The 17,456-nt window shown below is 70.6% G+C and carries 16 protein-coding genes; 4 read left to right on the top strand and 12 right to left on the bottom strand.

Annotated features, from left to right (window positions below; genetic code table 11):
• Nucleotides 1–30: 30 nt before the first annotated feature.
• Together AOZ13_RS10215 and thrC are read right to left on the bottom strand one after the other, a co-directional pair.
• Nucleotides 31–1,179 (bottom strand): MFS transporter, encoded by a 1,149-nt coding sequence (locus tag AOZ13_RS10215; protein ID WP_021780507.1) that lies wholly within the window; start codon nt 1,177–1,179, stop codon nt 31–33.
• A gap of 1 nt (nt 1,180) precedes the next feature.
• Complete coding sequence (gene thrC / locus AOZ13_RS10210; RefSeq protein ID WP_021780506.1) at nt 1,181–2,428, bottom strand: threonine synthase; 1,248 nt, start codon at nt 2,426–2,428, stop codon at nt 1,181–1,183.
• 85 nt (nt 2,429–2,513) lie between these two features.
• On the opposite strand from thrC, the gene AOZ13_RS14225 reads away from it, so the two are divergent.
• A complete protein-coding gene (locus AOZ13_RS14225) occupies nt 2,514–2,708 on the top strand; it encodes a hypothetical protein (protein WP_020222762.1) in 195 nt (64 codons plus the stop codon).
• A complete protein-coding gene (locus AOZ13_RS14220; protein ID WP_020222761.1) occupies nt 2,705–2,902 on the top strand; it encodes a hypothetical protein in 198 nt (65 codons plus the stop codon). Before AOZ13_RS14225 ends, AOZ13_RS14220 begins: the two co-directional genes overlap by 4 nt.
• 100 nt (nt 2,903–3,002) lie before the next feature.
• On the opposite strand, the gene AOZ13_RS10195 is transcribed toward AOZ13_RS14220, so the two are convergent.
• The 9 genes from AOZ13_RS10195 to AOZ13_RS10155 form a co-directional block, all read right to left on the bottom strand.
• On the bottom strand, nt 3,003–5,231 hold the full coding sequence (locus AOZ13_RS10195; protein WP_021780504.1) for a bacterio-opsin activator domain-containing protein: 2,229 nt from the start codon (nt 5,229–5,231) through the stop codon (nt 3,003–3,005).
• 45 nt (nt 5,232–5,276) lie between these two features.
• A complete protein-coding gene (gene argF / locus AOZ13_RS10190; RefSeq protein ID WP_020222491.1) occupies nt 5,277–6,164 on the bottom strand; it encodes an ornithine carbamoyltransferase in 888 nt (295 codons plus the stop codon).
• Nucleotides 6,161–7,228: a [LysW]-lysine hydrolase gene (locus AOZ13_RS10185; protein WP_021780503.1), complete on the bottom strand. Its 1,068-nt coding sequence runs from the start codon at nt 7,226–7,228 to the stop codon at nt 6,161–6,163. Before AOZ13_RS10185 ends, argF begins: the two co-directional genes overlap by 4 nt.
• Nucleotides 7,225–8,361 carry an aspartate aminotransferase family protein gene (locus tag AOZ13_RS10180; RefSeq protein WP_020222220.1) on the bottom strand — a complete coding sequence of 379 codons (1,137 nt, stop codon included), beginning with the start codon at nt 8,359–8,361 and terminating at the stop codon, nt 7,225–7,227. The genes AOZ13_RS10185 and AOZ13_RS10180 overlap by 4 nt, the downstream gene beginning before the upstream one ends.
• The gene (gene argC, locus AOZ13_RS10175) at nt 8,362–9,396 is read right to left on the bottom strand and encodes an N-acetyl-gamma-glutamyl-phosphate reductase (protein ID WP_020222219.1); all 1,035 of its coding nucleotides are present in this window, start codon (nt 9,394–9,396) and stop codon (nt 8,362–8,364) included.
• A complete protein-coding gene (gene lysX, locus AOZ13_RS10170) occupies nt 9,393–10,253 on the bottom strand; it encodes a lysine biosynthesis protein LysX (protein ID WP_044958001.1) in 861 nt (286 codons plus the stop codon). The genes argC and lysX overlap by 4 nt, the downstream gene beginning before the upstream one ends.
• Before the next feature lie 33 nt (nt 10,254–10,286).
• Complete coding sequence (lysW, locus tag AOZ13_RS10165) at nt 10,287–10,451, bottom strand: lysine biosynthesis protein LysW (RefSeq protein ID WP_020222217.1); 165 nt, start codon at nt 10,449–10,451, stop codon at nt 10,287–10,289.
• Between the two features lie 218 nt (nt 10,452–10,669).
• Nucleotides 10,670–12,130, bottom strand: a complete 1,461-nt coding sequence (gene argH / locus AOZ13_RS10160) for an argininosuccinate lyase (RefSeq protein WP_021780502.1) — start codon at nt 12,128–12,130, stop codon at nt 10,670–10,672.
• Nucleotides 12,131–12,132: 2 nt separating this feature from the next.
• Nucleotides 12,133–13,344, bottom strand: coding sequence for an argininosuccinate synthase (locus AOZ13_RS10155; RefSeq protein WP_020222586.1), 1,212 nt, complete (start codon nt 13,342–13,344; stop codon nt 12,133–12,135).
• 308 nt (nt 13,345–13,652) lie between these two features.
• Here AOZ13_RS10155 and AOZ13_RS10150 point away from each other — a divergent pair, with 308 nt between their 5' ends.
• The gene (locus tag AOZ13_RS10150; RefSeq protein WP_021780501.1) at nt 13,653–14,165 is read left to right on the top strand and encodes a 2'-5' RNA ligase family protein; all 513 of its coding nucleotides are present in this window, start codon (nt 13,653–13,655) and stop codon (nt 14,163–14,165) included.
• 39 nt (nt 14,166–14,204) lie between these two features.
• Nucleotides 14,205–15,059, top strand: a complete 855-nt coding sequence (locus AOZ13_RS10145; RefSeq protein WP_021780500.1) for an NAD(P)-dependent oxidoreductase — start codon at nt 14,205–14,207, stop codon at nt 15,057–15,059.
• 137 nt (nt 15,060–15,196) lie between these two features.
• Here AOZ13_RS10145 and AOZ13_RS10140 read toward each other — a convergent pair whose 3' ends face one another.
• Nucleotides 15,197–17,413: an ATP-dependent DNA helicase gene (locus tag AOZ13_RS10140; protein ID WP_020221418.1), complete on the bottom strand. Its 2,217-nt coding sequence runs from the start codon at nt 17,411–17,413 to the stop codon at nt 15,197–15,199.
• Nucleotides 17,414–17,456 lie beyond the last annotated feature (43 nt).

Here is a 17,456-nt window from a genome sequence, read left to right as displayed (position 1 = left end):
GCGGGACTCTCTCGCTGTTTTAGGTAGCGGCTAGCCTTCGACGGCGAGTCCGAGCGCGGCGAGTCCGAGCACGGCCGCGAGGGCGACGCCTGCGACGTCCCATCCGGCGTGCGCCGCGATCGAACCCGTGACTACGCTCCCGAGCGACCCGAGCGCGAGGTACACGGTTCGGTACACCCCGAAGCCGACGTCGCGATCGTCGCCCGCGAACGCGGCGAGCACCCGCGACTGTAACGGCGCGGTCCACCCCATCGAGAGACCGATCAGCGCCGCGCCGACCGGGAGCGCGGGTATCGGCGCATAGAGGACGACCGGGAACCCGAGCACGCCGCCAGCCATCGTCGCGGCGGCGAGCGCTCGTCCCGAGTACCGATCCGCGAGATGACCTGCGACAGGTCCGATCGCGGCCGCGGCGACGAACGTCACCGCGAAGAGCCCGGCGGCGACGCCGACGCTCACGCCGCGGGCAGCGACGAACAGCGTCGGGAGGAAGGAGAGCACGGCCTGCTCGACGAACTCGCCCGCGGCAGTGAACAACGTCGTCCGCGCGACCGCCGGTCGCCGGAACGCCGCGATCGCCGCTCCCAGTCCGCTCCGAAGCGACCTCGCGTCCCCCGTCCCGGACGACGCCGGGATACCACGAGTCACGACGACGACGCCGAGGAGCGCCGCGAGCGCCGTCGCCGTCGGCACCGAACGCCACCCGGCGGCTGCCAGCAGACCGGCCGCGACCACCGGCGTCACCACGCCGGCACCGCGGCTCCCGAGCTTGTGCAGGCCGAGCGGCTGACCGAGCTCGTCGAACGCCATCGCGAGCAGGCTCGCCCCCGCGTTGTAGTAGAGACCGGCCGCGGCGCCGATCAACGCCACCGCAGCGACGAGAGCCACCGTCGATCCCGCGAACGAGACGCACGCGGTGCCGACTGCGACGCCGATCAGCGAGATCGTCACCGTCCGTCGACCGCCGAGGCGCGCCGCGAGCAGGCCGCTCGGAAGCTGCGCCGCCGCGTACGCGAGCCACATCGCCGTCAGCGCCAGCCCCACGCTCGCCGTCGACAGCCCGAGGTCGTCGACGACCGCCGGAAGTACGGGACTGAGCGCGAGCTGGCCCGCGCGGACCGCGAAGTACGCTCCCGTGCACGCAACGAGCACCCGCCGCGGCGACCGGTCCACGTCCACCTCAGAGCACGTCGAGCACGCCGTCCGCGTCCGCCGGTACGGGCGTCGTGTCGCCGCCCGCCGCGGCCGCCGCGTCGGGGTCCTTCAGCAGGTGGCCGGTCGTGAGACAGACGACCTGCTCGTCGTCGTCGATCTCGCCCTCGCGGCGGAGCTTCGTCAGCCCCGCGACGGACGCCGCGGACGCCGGCTCGACGCCCACGCCGTCACGCGCCAGCGCGCGCTGTGCGTCCGTGATCTCGTCGTCCGAGACCGCGACCGCGGTGCCGCCCGTCGCGCGCACCCCGGGCAGGGCCTTCGGCGCGTTCACCGGATTGCCGATGCGGATGGCCGTCGCGCGCGTCTCGACCTCCTCCCAGCGCCGGACCTCCTCACGGCCCTCGCGGACGGCCTCGACCATCGGCGCCGCGCCCTCGGCCTGCACGCCCGTGAGCGCCGGCATCTCGTCTTCGGCCATCGCGCCGGCCTCGACGAGTTCGCGGAAGCACTTGTAGAGCGCCGCCGTGTTACCCGCGTTACCCACGGGAAGGACGATCCGATCCGGCCACTCGCCCGTCTCGCGCTTCGACTGTTCGAGGATCTCGAGACCGATCGTCTTCTGGCCCTCCAATCGGAACGGATTGATCGAGTTGAGCAGGTACGCCTCGCCGCGCGCCGCGAGTTCCGCGACGACGTCGAGGCACGCGTCGAAGTTGCCCTCAACTTCGAGGATGCGCGCGCCGTGGAGCGCGGCCTGCGCGACCTTCCCCGCCGCGACCTTCCCCGCGGGCAGGAGGACGAGCACCTCGGTGTCCGCGCGCGCCCCGTAGCACGCCAGCGCCGCCGAGGTGTTCCCGGTGGACGCGCACGCGAGGCGATCGACGCCGAGGCGCTCGGCGACCTTCACGCCGACCGTCATCCCGCGGTCCTTGAACGCGCCCGTCGGGTTCATTCCCTCGTGTTTCACGCGGACGTCCGCGACGTCGACGTCGGCCTCGATCTCCGGCACCGTGTACAGCGGCGTGTTCCCCTCCCGAATCGAGACGCCCTCGTTCAGGGGGAGGGCGTCCGCGTAGCGCCAGACGCCGACGCCCTCGAAGTCGTCGAACGTCGGGTACTCGTCGTAGCGAACTTCGAGGAGACCGTCGCAGTCGGGACACCGATAGACCACGTCGTCGTAGGGCGCGACCGTCTCGCCGCACGCCACGCACGCCAGCCAGACGCCGTCCGTCGCCTCCGCGGGCGTTTCGCCGCCGAGTTCCAGATCGACCATATCCGGGTTCGCACCCGAACGACCATATAGGGGACGGAGACGCGCCGTGCGAACGTTTAGGTGTCCTCATCGCGACACGTTAGACGTGCAGACTGCCACGCGCGTCCGCGTCGCCGCCGTCCTCTGCGTCGCGCTCGGTGCGGTCGGTGCGACGCTCCTCGTCGTCCGCCACGGCCTCGCGCGGCCCGTCCTCCTCGCCGCCTGTCTCGCCGTCGCGCTCGTCGGACTCGTCCTCTTTCGGCGCGCCGACGGTGCCGAATCGCGCAAGCCGGGGTGGTGAGCGTGTTCGGTGATCTCGACCGCCGCCGGGCCACGCTCCTCCTCGGCGTCTGTCTCCTCGCGCTGGCCGTCTTCGTCGCGTTCGTCGCCCCCGTCCCGTGGCGGACGACGCCGGTGCAGGCCGCCTGCTACGCGCTCGCCGTCCTCGCATTCGGCGTCTGGGAGTTCGTCCTCGACGACGCCTTCAACGGGTAGCTATCAATCGGATCCTCGTTCGTCTCCCCCCGGAAGCCCCGCGGCCCGCTCACGGGTCTCCCCGTTCGCAGATAGTGGTTCTGACGGAAGGGAGAACCACTCACTCCGCAAACTCGCCGAGTAGCTTCCGCTCGGCCGCGCGCAAGTGCTGATGGAACGTCGGCGCGGAGACGTCCATCGCGTTCGCCAGCTCCTCCGCGGTGCTGTCGCGCGGCCACTCGAAGTACCCGCCGTAGTACGCGGCCTCGAACGCCGCGCGCTGGCGGTCGGTGAGCCGCCCGACGGCGTCCGCTCGCGGGGCCTCGATGTCGCCCTCGCGCACCACCGACCGCTGCGCGACGAGCTCGGCGTCGGGAAGCTCGTCCCGGATCGACTCGGTCGCCGTCCGCAGATCGACGCCCTGCGGGAACTCGGCGGTGAGCCGCGCGCCGTCCGACCCGAGGCTGACGGATCGGAGACGGCCGCCGTGACTCGTCACCACCGACGTGATCGGCGCGTCCGCCGATCGAGTCTCGATCAACACCCCGCCCTCGTCTCCCTCCTCGACGACGCGCGTGCTCTCGTACGTCGACGCGTCCGCGAACGCCGCGAGCGCGTCCGCTCGATCCACCCCGTACACGCGAACGTAGTGGACGTACTCGTCCTCTCCCGTCGCCACGGTCCGCTCGAAGCGGAAGCGCCCGGCATCGCTCTCCATGCTGAACGACGCCGGCTCCCGCGAGCGGTATTCGACCTGCACGACGTGGTCGCTCACCAGCGCCGCGCGCCGGTCGAGCGCCGCGAAGGCGTGCCCGACGGTTCGCCCGAGCCGGTTCAGCACCGTCCGCTCCGCCTCGCGGAACGCGTCCCGACGCTCCGCACACACCACCAGCACGCCGTACGTCCCGCCCTCGTAGCTGATCGGCACCGCACCGGCAGACGCGCCGTCGCCGCCGTCGCTCCGCGCGTTCGCCCGGGACACACCGTCGCCCGCCGATTCCGTCGTCACGACGCGTCCCTCGCGAACGGCGGTCCGGACGAACGCGTCGTCCGGCTCCGGAGCGACCGACGATCCCACCGACGCGACGCACGTCACGTCCGTCCCGGCCGTTCGGCCGATCCACGCGGCCGCGTACGGCCCGTCCGTCAGCTCCTCGACGACCCGCTCCTCGATGTCCGGACGCGTCGTCTGCTCGACGACCGCGTTCGAGACGTCGCTCGCCACGTCGTACAACTCGACCAGTCCGCGCAGCCGTTCGCGCTGCCGACGCAGCTGCCGGCGGCGATCCCGGCGCTCGGTCACGTCCCGCAGCACGCCGACGCGACCGCCGTCGGTGAACGGCCCGAATCGGACCTCGACCTGTCGCGTCTCGCCGTCGCGCTCGATCGCGAACGAGATCGTCGCCTCCTCGCGCTCGTTCGCGCGCATCTCCTCGGTGAACCGCCGCGCTTCCGAGGTGATGCCATCGCCGACGACGTCCACCGCCGGCCGGCCGAGCACGTCCTCGCGCTCGACGCCGAGCAGGTCACAGTACGCGTCGTTCACGAGCGTGAACCGGTCGTCGCCGTCGACCGCGTAGACGCCGTCCCACACCGTCTCGACGATCGCCTCGTGGCACTCCAAGCGCCGCTCGCGCTCGACGCGCTCGCTCACGTCGCGGAAGTAGACGGAGAGACCGGTCTCCGAGGGGTACGCGCTCACCTCGAAGTGCGCGTCCAGCGGCTCGTAGTGCGCGGTGAACGTCACCGGCTCCTGCGTCGCCATCGCGCGCTCGTACTGGCGCCGGAAGGCATCGCCGTTCTCGAAGGCCGCCCGAACGCCGGCCCCGAGCAGCTCCTCGGCGTCGCGGTCCAGCACGGTCGCCGCGCGCTCGTTGACGTAGGTGAACCGCCACTCGTCGTCGAGCGCGAAGAAGGCGTCCGAGACGCGCTCGAACGTCTCGTCGAGTTCGGTCGCGAGGCGCTCCTCGCGCTCCTTCAGCCGCGTCACGTCCTCGACGTACCCCGAGAGCGTCCCGTCGTCGAGCCCCTCGCCTCGGTCGCGGACCCACCGCGTCTCGTCGTTCGCGGTGACGATCCGGTACGTCACGTCGTACTCCTCGCCCGCGTCCACCGCGCGCTGCACGTCCAGCCACGCCGTCTCGCGGTCCGCCGGGTGGATGACGTCCGCTCCCCACGCGATCTCGCCGTCCTCGAATGGTTCCCGGTCGTGGCCACAGACCCGCGGTGCACCGCTGCTCGCGGCCGTCAGCGGCCGATCGCGTTCGTTCGGCCCGCGATACAGTAGCTCCGGCAGGCGCTGGACGGCCGGGACGAGCGCGTCCCGGACGCGTCCCCCTTCGGTCGGCATCGCCGCTCGGGTACGCGCCCGAGCGCTATAAACACCGCACCTACCTCACAGAATCTCGACGAGCAGGCCCTTCTGTCCGTGCAGGCGGTTCTCCGCCTGCGCCCAGATGAGTTCGCGATCCGACTCCATCACGTCGTCCGTGATCTCCTCGCCGCGATGCGCGGGCAGACAGTGCATCACGCGGGCGTCGTCGGCGTTCGCGAGCAGCTCCTCGTTCAGCTGGAATCCCGCGAAGTCCGCGACCTTCTCCTCTCTCTGCTCTTCCTCGCCCATGCTCACCCAGACGTCCGTGTAGACGACGTCGGCACCCTCGACGGCCGCGTCGGGGTCGTGGCCGACCGTCACGTCGCCGTCGTATCCCTTCGCGCGCTCGACCGCGTCCGCGGCGAACTCGTACCCCTCGGGCGTCGCGGCGGTGACGTCGAGACCGACCATCGCCGCGCCGACGAGGAAGGACGCGCCGACGTTGTTGCCGTCGCCGACCCACGCGACCGTGGTGTCCTCGAAGCCGCAGTGCTCGCGGATGGTGAGGAGGTCCGCCACGATCTGCGCGGGGTGGGCCTCGCTCGACAGCCCGTTGATCACGGGGACGTCCGCGTACTCCGCGAGCTCGAGCATGTCCTCGTGGGTCTTCACGCGCGCCATCACGCCGTCGACGTAACCGGAGAGCGCGCGCGCCGTGTCCTTGATCGGCTCGCCACGCCCCAGCTGGATGTCGTCCTTGCCGAGGAAGACCGCGTGGCCGCCGAGTTCGGTCATGCCGACCTCGAAGGACACCCGCGTCCGCGTGCTCGGGCGCTCGAAGAGCATCCCGAGGCTCGCCCCGTCGAGGCGCTCCGGTGGCTCCTCCTCGCCCGCCTTCAGGGCCGCGGCGGTGTCGAGGACGCGATGCAACTGCGGGACGTCGAAGTCGTCGATGTCGATGAGGTTCATGCTGTCAGCCTCTCGGCGGCCGCCGTCAGCACGGCGACGCCGCGGTCGTATTCCGCGAGGTCGATGCGTTCGTCCGGCGCGTGGTCGAGCGACGAGTCGCCCGGCCCGTAGGTCGCCATCGGGCAGTCCCACGCCCCGTGATAGATGTTCATGTCGCTCGTTCCGGTCTTCCGGAGGTGCGTCGTCTCGCCGCCCTCGGCGCGGACGCCCGCGCGCAGCGCCGCCGCCACCGCGTTGCGCGGCGACGCCATCACGGGCGGGATGGAGTCCGTCCACTCCACGCCGACCGACGCCTCCTCGCCGACGTACGTCGGGAGGCAGTCCTCGGCCGTCTCCGCCACTTCGTCGATGGTCCACGACGGCGGCACGCGGAACTGGGCGTCCACGGACGACTCGAACGCGAGGCCGTCCGCCGTGACGCCGCCGTCCATCCCGACGGGCTTCGTCGTCACCTGCTCGAAGACGGCGGACTCGCCCTCCGTCTCGAAGGCCGCCTCGACGTCGTGCCACCAGTCCATCGCGTACTCGAGGGCGTTCGGTCCCGGCCGCGAGGTGTGCGCCGACGGCGTCTCCGCCGTGAACGCGCCCGTCACGAACCCGCGATAGCCGAGCGTCACGGCGTCCCAGCCGGAAGGCTCGCCGTTGATCACGGCGTCCGGCGCGTCGCGGGTCTCCACGAGGTGGCGCGCGCCGAGCGACGTCGTCTCCTCGCCGACGACGCCGACGAAGCTCGCGCCCGTCTCGGCCGCCGCGACCGCCATCGAGGCGAGCGGTCCCTTCGCGTCGCAGGCGCCGCGCCCCCACAGTTCGCCGTCCGCCTCGCGCACCTCGATGTCGCCGGGGACGGTGTCCATGTGGCTCGTCAGGAGGACGCCGTCGTCGCCGGGCGCGCGGACGTTGCCCACGTCGTCACGGTACGCCTCGCGGCCGTGCGACGCGAAGAAGTCGACGAGGCGCTCCGCGACCGCCGCTTCGTCGCCCGAGACCGAGGGCGTCGCCACGAGGTCGGAGAGGAGTTCGCGGGCCTCGGTCCGCTCGTGCGCGCCGGTGTCCGTCGCGCTCATAGGACGTCGCGCAGCGCCTCGACGACCTGCGCGGTGTGCTCCTCGGTGACGGTCAGCGGCGGGAGGAAGCGGACGACCGTCCGCCCCGCCGGCAGCGCGAGGATCCCGTGGTTCATCGCGAGCTGTCCGATGACGGGGTTCGCGCCCGTCTTCACCTCGACGCCGACCATGAGACCGCGCCCGCGGACGTCGCGGATCGCGCCCGTCTCGTCGGCGAGGGCGTCGAGCGACTCGCGGAACGACGCGCCCACGTCGGCGGCGTTACCGGGCAGGTCCTCGGCGACGAGCGTCTCCAGCGTGGCGTTCGCCGCCGCGCAGGGGACCGGACCGCCGGAGAACGTCGAGCCGTGGTTGCCGGCGTCCGCGGCGATCCACTCGCGGACCATCGTCACGCCCATCGGCAGGCCGTTCGCGATGCCCTTCGCGGCCGTGACGATGTCGGGCGTGACGCCCGCGCCCTCGACCGCCCAGAGGTCGCCGGTGCGCCCGACGCCCGTCTGGATCTCGTCGGCGATGAACGCCGCGCCCGCCTCGTCCGTCACGTCGCGGACGTGCCCGAGGTAGCCCTCGGGCGCGGGGTTGACGCCGCCCTCGCCCTGAATCGGTTCGACGATGACCGCCGCGGTCTCCTCGTCGACGGCGTCGGTCATACTCTCGAAATCGCCGTACGGGACGAACTCGACGTCGCCGGCGAGCGGGCCGAAGCCCTCCTTGTACTCGTCCTTCCACGTCGCCGCGAGCGCGCCCATCGTCCGGCCGTGGAAGGCCTGCATCGTCGCGACGATCTTCGAGCGCCCCGTCGCGTGGCGCGCGAACTTCAGCGCCGCCTCGTTCGCCTCCGTCCCCGAGTTGGCGAGCCACGCCCTCTCGCAGTCGCCGGGCGCGAGCGCCGCGACCCGGTCGTAGAGGGACGTCCGCACGTCCACGGGGTAGGAGCCTTGCACGTACGTCAACTCCGCGGCCTGCTCGGCGACCGCGTCCGTGACGTCCGGATGCGAGTGCCCGAGCGGCGCGCAGGCGTAGGACGCCCCGAAGTCGAGGTAGTCGTTGCCCTCATCGTCCGTGAGGGTGACGCCCGAACCCGAGTCGATGTCGATCGGCTTCGACCCGAAGACGAACTCCGCGCCGGACATCTACGGACTCCCCACGGGATGCAGGCCCGTGAACTCCAATCCCGCCGTCTCCTCGAAGCCGAGCGCGACGTTCGCCGCGTGGAGCGCCTGCCCGGCCGAGCCCTTCATCATGTTGTCGATGGCGCTGAACGCGACGACGCGGTCGTTGCGCTCGTCGCGCTCGAAGCCGACCTCCGCGTGATTCGACCCCGCGACCGCCTTCGGTTCGGGGTAGCGATACACGCCGGAGCCGCCGGCGACGAGGCGGACGAACGGCTCCTCGTCGTACGTCTCCCGGTACGCCCCCCAGAGGTCCTTCGTCTCCGGCATCGACTCTGGGTAGACGTGACAGGTCGCCGCCGACCCGCGCACCATGTCCACGGCGTGCACCGTGAAGGAGACCTGCAGGCCGAGGTAGGCCTCGATTTCGGCCTCGTGGCGGTGACTCGTCGGCGCGTACGGGCGCACGACCCCCGAACGCTCCGGGTGGCTGGACGCCGCGCCGCCGCCCGCGCCGCCCTCCGAGGACCCCACTTTCACGTCGACGACCACCTGATCGTCGGGCGTGAGGATCCCGGTGTCGACGAGCGGCTTCAGGCCGAGGATCGTCGAGGTCGCGTTACACCCGCCGGAGGCGATGAGGTCCGCGCCCGCGAGGTTCTCGCGGTTCAACTCGGGGAGCGCGTACTCGGCGTCCGCGAGGTGCTCGGGCGCGACGTGGCCGTCGTACCAGGTATCATAAAGGTCGGCGTCGGGGAGACGGAAGTCCGCCGAGAGGTCGACGACCGTCTCGGCGAGGTCGCGGTACTCCTCGATGTGCTCCATCGTCACGCCGTGGGGCGTGCAGACGAAGAGGACGTCCACGGACTCCAGATCGTCTGGCGCGACGAAGCGCAGGTCAAGCCCGCGGAGGTTCGGGTGGACGGAGCCGACCGTCTTGTTCGCGTACTCGCGACTCGTCGCCTGCGCGACCTCGAACTCGGGGTGGCCGGCGACGAGACGGAGCATCTCGCCGCCCGTGAAGCCGCTGCCGCCGACGACGCTCGCCGACGTCATGCCGACACCTCCGCGTCGGCCTTCGTCTCCAGCCAGTCGACGACCGCCGCGGGGACGTCCGCCTCCACGGCGTCGTTCAGCGCCTTGAACTCGACCGTGTGGTTGACTTCGGGGACGGTGTACCCATCACCGGTCTCCATGACGTCCACGCCGAGCAGGCCGCCGCCGACCGCGTCGCTCGCCGCGCGGGCGAGGGCCGCGACCTCGTCGGGAATCTCGTACTCCGTGACCTCCGCGCCCTTCGCGGCGTTCGTCAGCCAGTGCTCGGAGGAGCGCGCCATCGCCGCGATCGGCTCGCCGTCGAGGGTCAACACGCGCAGATCGCGACCCGGTTTCTCCACGAACTCCTGCACGTAGAAGACCGAGTGCTCGTAGTGCCCGAGCGTCTTCTTGTGTTCGAGGATCGCCTCGGCCGCGCTCTCCGATTCGATCTTCGCGAGGAGGCGGCCCCACGACCCGACGACGGGCTTGATGACGCAGGGATACCCGTAGGATTCGATGGCCGCCATCGCCGAGTCGACGTCGAAGGCGACGGTCGTCGCCGGCGTCGGCACGCCCGCGGCGTCGAGTTTCACGCTCGTCTTCGCCTTGTCGGCGCAGACGTCCGCCGTCGACGCGCTGTTGACGACGGGGACCCCGTAGGACTCGCAGAACGTCGTCGCGTACTTGCTCCGCGAGGTCGCCAGACACCGATCGAGGACGACGTCACACGCGGCGAGCGCCTCCGGCGGGTTCCCCACGCCGAACTGTTGCTTCCGGACGTCGACCTTCTCGACGTCGTGGTCCCGGTCGCGGAGCTCGCCGAGCAGGAGCTTCTCGTCCTTCCGGATGCGCGAGTAGAGGAGGCCGACCTTCACGCGAACCACCCCGTGTGCGTCGTCACCATCCCCTTATTCCCCCCAGTCCTCGGCGAGCTCGGGCGCCTCTTCGAGCGTCACCGGGTCGACGTCCGTCACTTCGAGCTCGGCGCCACACGTGCCACAATCGACGATTTCGCCGACTTCGAGGTCGTCGTGCAGGTCGATGTCCGCACCGCACTGGATGCATTCGGTCATTGCGATTCACGCTTCTCCGTCCACTACCTTATAGCTGGCGAACTTAACAGAAGAATTACAATAGTGCAGACCGGTCCCTATCGGCGCGAGATGCGCGACCGGGCGAATGAGGGAACCGACCCCACAGATAGGGGACATGTATTCGTCGCCCCCGTCGGGGCGGCGGTGCGAGGGGTGCCGGCGGTCGTCGCAGCGGTCCCCGTCGCGGTCGTCCTCGCTCACGCATAATCGGTGACCTCCGCCGCGAGCGCGTCCCGCGCGGCCTCCAGATCGGCCGCGAGCGCGCCCGTCCGGTCCGTGTCCGTCGCACAGCCGTCCAGCGCCGCCGCGAGCGTCTCCGCGACGGCCTCGGGCGCCGGCCCGCCCGCCGAGTCGCGCGACGCCACGCTCTCCGCGGGATCGAGCGCCGCCTCCACGGCCTCGCGCTCGACCAGCGCCTCGATGCCCTCGCCGTAAACGTCCTCGCACGCAGCATCGAGCGCGTCGTAATCCGCGCCGCGCTCCGCGGCCTCGGCGACGATCTCGTGCGCCGTCCGGAACGGCAGGCCGCACATCGCGAGCAGGTCCGCGACGCCCGTCGCCGTCGAGAACCCCTCGCCGGCCGCGTCTTCGAGGTCGGACGCGGGCCACTCGGCCGTCGCCACCGCGCCGGCCGCGACGTCCGTCGCCTCGATCGCGTCGTCCGCGACGCGCCACGCGTGCGGCGAGGCGTTCTGCAGATCGCGGTTGTACGCCCGCGGCAGGCCCTTCAGCGTCGTCAACAATCCGGTGAGACCGCCGTAGGCGTCGCCCGCCGTCGAACGCACCAGTTCGAGCGTGTCCGGGTTCTTCTTCTGCGGCATGATCGACGACGTCGAGGCGTAGTCGTCGTCCAACTCGACGAGGCCCTTGTTCGCGAACACGACGAGGTCCTCCGCGAGCCCGGAGAGCGTCGTCGCCAGCCCCGCGAACGCAGCCGATCCCTCGACGAGGAAATCACGCGACGAAACGGCGTCCATCGAGTTGTCGAGGACGGCGTCGAAGCCGAGCAGCTCCGCGACGCGCTCGCGGTCCACGTCGAACGGCGTCCCCGCGAACGCCGCCGCGCCCAGCGGCGAACGGTTCGTCCGCGCGTACGCGTCGAACAGCCGCTCGGTGTCGCGCGCGAGCGCCGCCTCGTAGGAGAGCGCCCAGTGCGCCACCGTCGTCGGCTGAGCGGGCTGGAGGTGCGTGTACCCCGGCATCACCGTCTCGCGCTCCGCCTCCGCGACCTCGCAGAGCGCCTCGCGGGCCGCGACCGTCGTCTCGATCGCGCCGAGGAGCGTCTCGCGGTACTCGTAGCGCAGGCACGTCGCGACCTCGTCGTTGCGCGAACGCGCCGTGTGCATCCGACCGCCCGCGGCTCCGACGCGCTCGATGACCGCCGTCTCGATGGCCTCGTGGACGTCCTCGCCGTCGGGGAGCGCGTCGAAGCCCGCGTCCTCGATCTCGTCGAGCGCGTCGAGGATCGCGCCCGCGTCGCCGGCGTCCACGATGCCCTGCTCGGCGAGCATCACCACGTGCGCGCGGTCGACGGCGAGGTCCGCGGCGAACAACCGGTCGTCGAACGCCATCGAGGAGAGGAACGAACGCGCGGGACCGCCCGCGAAGCGCTCGCGGCGCACCACCGTCTCCCCGCCTTCGGCCTCGCCGTCGCTCATCGTTACTCGTCCTCCAGATCCGGCTTCGCCTTCTCCTCCGCGTCGCGCGCGAGGCGCGCTTGGAAGCCGTGATACTTCGCGACGCCCGTCGCGTCCGCCTGCTCGATGCCCATGACGGTCTCCGTGTTGAACGAGGCCGCCTCCTCCGAGTAGACCGCGTACTCGCTCTCGCGGGCGACCGGACGGGCCTGCCCGCCGTCGAACTTGATCGTCACGGTCCCAGTGACCTTCGCGTTCGCCTGCATCAGGTAGGCGTCGAGCGAGTCCATCAGCGGCGAATCGAGTAAGCCCTCGTAGGCCTGCTGGGACCACTCCTCGTCCACGGTCCCCTTGAAGTCGCGCTCCTCCTTCGTCAGGACGAGGCCTTCGAGCGCCTCGTGGGCCGCGAGGAGCGTCGTCGCCGCCGGGTGCTCGTAGTTCTCGCGCACCTTCAGGCCGAGGATGCGGTCCTCCATCAGATCGGAGCGCCCGACGCCGTAGGAGCCGGCGAGCTCGTTCAGGTGCTCGATGATCGCGACGGGGTCCATCTCCTCGCCGTCGACCGTCTTGGGAACGCCCGCCTCGAAGGCGATCTCGACGAGTTCCGTCTCGTCGGAGGGCTGGCTCGTCCACTCGTAGATGTCCTCGGGGGGGACGTAGCCGGGGTCTTCGAGCTGGCCGCCCTCGATGGAGCGACTCCAGAGGTTCGTGTCGATCGACCACGTGCCCCCATCGCCGGCCTCGACGGGCAGGTCCTTCTCGTCGGCGTAGTCGATCTCCCACTCGCGGGTGAGACCCATCTCGCGGACGGGCGCGATGACCTCCATGTCGGTGGCGCGCCAGACGGCCTCGAAGCGCAGTTGGTCGTTGCCCTTTCCGGTGCAGCCGTGCGCGAGGCCCGTACAGTCGTGCTCCTCGGCGACGTCCAGAATCGCGTTCGCGATGACGGGGCGCGCGAGCGCGGTCCCGAGCGGATAGCCCTCGTAGTCGGCGTTCGCGCCGACCGCGTCGAAGCAGACCTCCGCGAACTCCTCGGTGGCGTCGACGACGTAGTGTTCGAGACCGAGCGCCTCCGCGGTCTCGTAGGCCTCCTCGAACTCCTCCTCGGGTTGGCCGACGTCGACGGTGACGCCGATGACGTCGTCGTAGCCGTACTCCTCTTTCAGCAGCGGGACGCAGACCGTGGTGTCGAGTCCGCCGGAGAAGGCGAGCGCGACAGTCTCGTTGTCGGACATGATGTGTGTGATGTGTGTGTGGAACGGTGATCGGGCGACGATACGCGGGGGTTCGCGGGGCGAACCTCGAATCCGGGGGAATAGGTGTGGTGGGGTCTAAGGGGACCCCGGTCGTCGCCGTCGTCGGCCGGCCGCGTTGCTCCCGGAGAAGGCGAACGTGGGAGCGACGAGCCGCGACATCGTTGCCCGTCTATTGCCCGGTGTCGATATTAAGGGCTTTCGACCCTGCAACACTTGACTGACACGAGAAGGCACACCACACGGCGCGACGGAAAGGGGGATACGCACCCGCACCCTACGACGCGGGCGTGTACAGCGTCGGCGTCCCCCTCCCGCCCGCGATCCGCGCCCTCGTCCGCGACTTCCGTCCCCTCCTGACCGGCTTCGAACGCGTCCGCGAGACGCGCGAGACGACGCTCGTCGCGAAGCGCCTCGACGCCGACGATCGGCGCGAGTACCTCCGCGCCGCCCGCGACGCGAAGGCCGCCCTCCGCGGCGCGCCCGCCTTCGAGGCGCGCGTGAGCGAGACCGGCGTCTTCGAGGAACCCGCACGCGGTCCCGGACCGCTCGTCTACCTCGCCGTCGAAAGCCCGGGTCTCGAACGCGTCCACCGCCGACTCGTCGCCGAACTCGGCGGCGTCGACGGTCTCGAAGGCGACGACTACGTCCCGCACGTCACCCTCGCCCGCGACGGTTCGTCTCGCGCCCGCGAGCGCGTGCGATCGCACGACTTCGATCCCGTGACGTGGACCGTCGAGGAGCTGGAACTCTACGACGCCCGCCACGGCGAACGCATCGAAACGGTCTCGCTGCCCGCCTAGGGTCCAAGACTTTTGGTACCGCTCTCCGATCTAGCGGGTATGTCACGCACGATCGGTTTCGTCGGTCTCGGAATCATGGGTCTCCCGATGGCGAAGAACCTCCTCGACGCCGGCTACGACGTCGTCGGCCACAACCGCTCGGACGAGCCGGAGGAGGCGCTCGTCGCGCACGGCGGCGAGCGCGCGGACACGCCCGAGGAGGTCGCCGAACGCTGCGAGGTCGTCCTCACCTGCCTCCCCGACACGCCCGTCGTCGAGGAGATCGTCCGCGGCGAAGACGGTCTCATGGCGGGCCTCAGCGAGGGCGACGTCTACGTCGATCACTCCACGATCAACCCCGTCGAGACGGAAGCGATCGCGTCGGACCTCGCCGAGATGGGCGTGGACATGCTCGACGCGCCGATCAGCGGCGGCGAGTCGGGCGCCATCGAGGGCACCCTCTCCATCATGGTCGGCGGCGATCCCGCCGTCTTCGAGGCCTGTACCGAGTTCTTCGAGGTCATGGGCGAGACGGTCACGCACTGCGGGCCGAGCGGCGCCGGCCAAACCACGAAGGCCTGCAATCAGATCGTCGTCGCCGCCCAGATGGTGAGCGTCAGCGAGGCGCTCGTCTTCGCGCAGAAGGCCGGCGCGGACCTCGAAGCCGTCGTCGACGCGATCTCGGGCGGCGCCGCGGGCTGCTGGACGCTCGACAACCGCGCGCCCGACATGATCCGCGGCGACTTCGATCCCGGCTTCTTCGCGTCCTACCAGTACAAGGACCTCCGGATCGCCACCGACGCGGCGAGACGTACGGCGCCCCCATGCCCGCCACCGAGATGGCCCACGAACTCTACAAGAGCATGGAGGAGAACGGGATGGGCCGCGACGACAACTCCGGCGTCATGCAGGTGATCGAGATGCTCGCGGGCGAAGAAGCGCGAGTGGAGGACTGACGGCCACGAAGGCGCTCGTGTCGGGGAAGACCCTCACGTCCGCTCCCGGACGTCTCGAACTTCCTCGATGGGGTCGTCGTCGAGAACGCCGGCCGCTCACGGCGCCGGCGGTCCCTCCGGCCCCCACGCGTCCATGTCGCCGTAGAAGTTCAGCGTCGCGAATTTCAGTTTGTCGGGACCGACGTCGATCATCTCCGCGCGCTCCTCCGCCGGGAACGACCCGTTCACGCTGTACTTGCGCATCTTCGTCCGCGACTCGCTCGTGTAGCGCCGATCGACGAGCATCCGGACGCCGTAGTCGTCCGGCGAGCGGATGACGCGCCCGAGCGCCTGTCTGGTCTTGCGGACCGTCGGGATCTCCACGCCGTACGTCCACCCGGCGTCCGGTTTCGCGAACGCCTCGTCGTAGGCGTCCTGCACGGCCTCCGCGCGGGCGTCGAGGCGGGGGTAGGGGACGCCGACGACCGCGACGGTCCGAGCGTCGTCCCCCTCGAAGCTCACGCCCTCCGCGAGCGTCCCCCAGAGCGACGTGAACAGCACGCCCGAATCGTCCGCGGCGAAGCGCTCGCGAAGCGATTCGACCGGCTCGCCGGGCCGATCGAGGTAGCGCGTCGCGTCGGCGCCGACGCGGTTCGCCAAGAGGTCGTGGTAGCGCTCGGCCTCGCCGTAGCTCGGGAAGAAGAGTATCGAACTCCCCGCGCTGAACGTCGCGGCGTCCGCGAGCACGCCCGCGACCTCCTCTTGCACCTCGGGATCGTCGCGATTCGAGGCGAACAGCGGCTCCGTATCGACAGCGAACGTCCGGCGACGCTCCTCCGGAAATTCGAGTCCGTAGGCCATCGTCACGGGATCCTCCAGCCCGAGGAGTTCTCCGGTGACGTCGAACGGCCGGAGCGTCGCCGACATCAGCACGCTCGCGTGCACGGCGTCGAAGAGGTCCGACGTGACGTCGCGCGGGATACAGGTGTAGAGTTCCGCGCGGCCGTACACCTCGTTCGTCCCCGCGTCGCGCCGCACCGCGGTCGTCGGATACTGCCCGAGCGCGTCGCCATCCGTCAGGTAGGCGTCCACGAACTCCGCCGCTTGCAGGGTCTGACACTCCTCGCGGGTCGTCGCCTCGCCGTTCCGATAGGCGTCCTCGTACGCCTCGTCTACGTCCTCGCCGAGCGAGATCGCGGCGTCGAGGTCCTTCCCGATCCCGCGCCCCTCGTAGGCCCGGAGGAACGCGAGCGTCAGGTCGTCGCGCGTGTCGTCGTTCGCGACCGGGACGTCTTCCCAGTTCTCCCCGACGGCATCGAAGGAGCGCGGGCCGTCACCGTGCGGGCCGATCTCCGCCCCGTACGTCTCCACGAGCGCGTCGCGGAACGCGCCGAGGACGTTTTCGGCGTACTCGGCGCGTGCGTCGGTCTCCGTCTCGCCCGCGAGTTCGTTCAGGGCCTCGTCGAGCGTGTGCTCCGTGAGCGCTTGCGAGGCGTGATCGCGCGCCGCGTCCTCGACGTTGTGCGCCTCGTCGAAGACGACGACGACGTCCTCGGGGTCGCGATCGAGCCACCGGAAGAACTGCGCGCGAATGCCCGGATCGAGCAGGTGGTGGTAGTTGCACACCGCGAGGTCGACGCCCTCCATCGCGTCCTTCAGGAGCTCGTAGCCGCAGAGACCGTTCTCCTCCGCGTAGTCGTAGACGTCGTCGGGCGTGCGGACGTCGTCGTAGAGCCACGAGACGAACTCGTCAGAGTCCGTCGTGAGGTTCTCGTAGTAGCGCTCGCAGACGTTCTGCTCGCGGAGGTCCTCGAGTTCCGCGTCGAGCGCCTCCAGCTCGTCCACGATCGCGCTTCGCGCCTCCGCGGCGTCGTCGTCGCCCTCCCGGGCCGCGTCCAGTAGGTCCTCCTGTCGCCGTTCGAGCTGGCGTTTGTCGCGCTCCGTCTCCGCGACCTCGTACGTGTTGTCTCGGAGCACCTGACACTCCTGATAGTCGACGTCGATGTGACACATCGACCCCTTCCCGCGGAAGACGACGGCGCGGATGGGTTCGCCCGCGTGGATCTCGCGGGCGTCGCGGACGAACTGGCGCATCTGCTGGTGGACGTTCGTCGTGATGACGACCGTCTTGTCCTCCTCGCGCGCGTGATCGAGCGCGGGCGCGAGCGACGCGAGCGTCTTTCCCGTCCCGCACGCCCCCTCGAAGAGCACGTCGCGCTCCTCGTCGAGGGCGTCCCGGATGCGGTCCATCGCCTCGCGCTGATTGTCGTACGGCGAGGGCTTCGGGAAGAAGCGCAGGTAGTCGGCGTCCGCGTCCCGGTCGCTGGCTGCCACGCCGGACACGTAAGTCCGTCACGCTATAAAGTCCCGCGGTCGG

Source organism: Halarchaeum acidiphilum MH1-52-1, from assembly GCF_000474235.1.
GTDB lineage: Archaea > Halobacteriota > Halobacteria > Halobacteriales > Halobacteriaceae > Halarchaeum > Halarchaeum acidiphilum.
The sequence above is the reverse complement of the archived record's forward strand: the minus strand, read 5'-3'. Positions and strand labels throughout refer to the sequence as shown.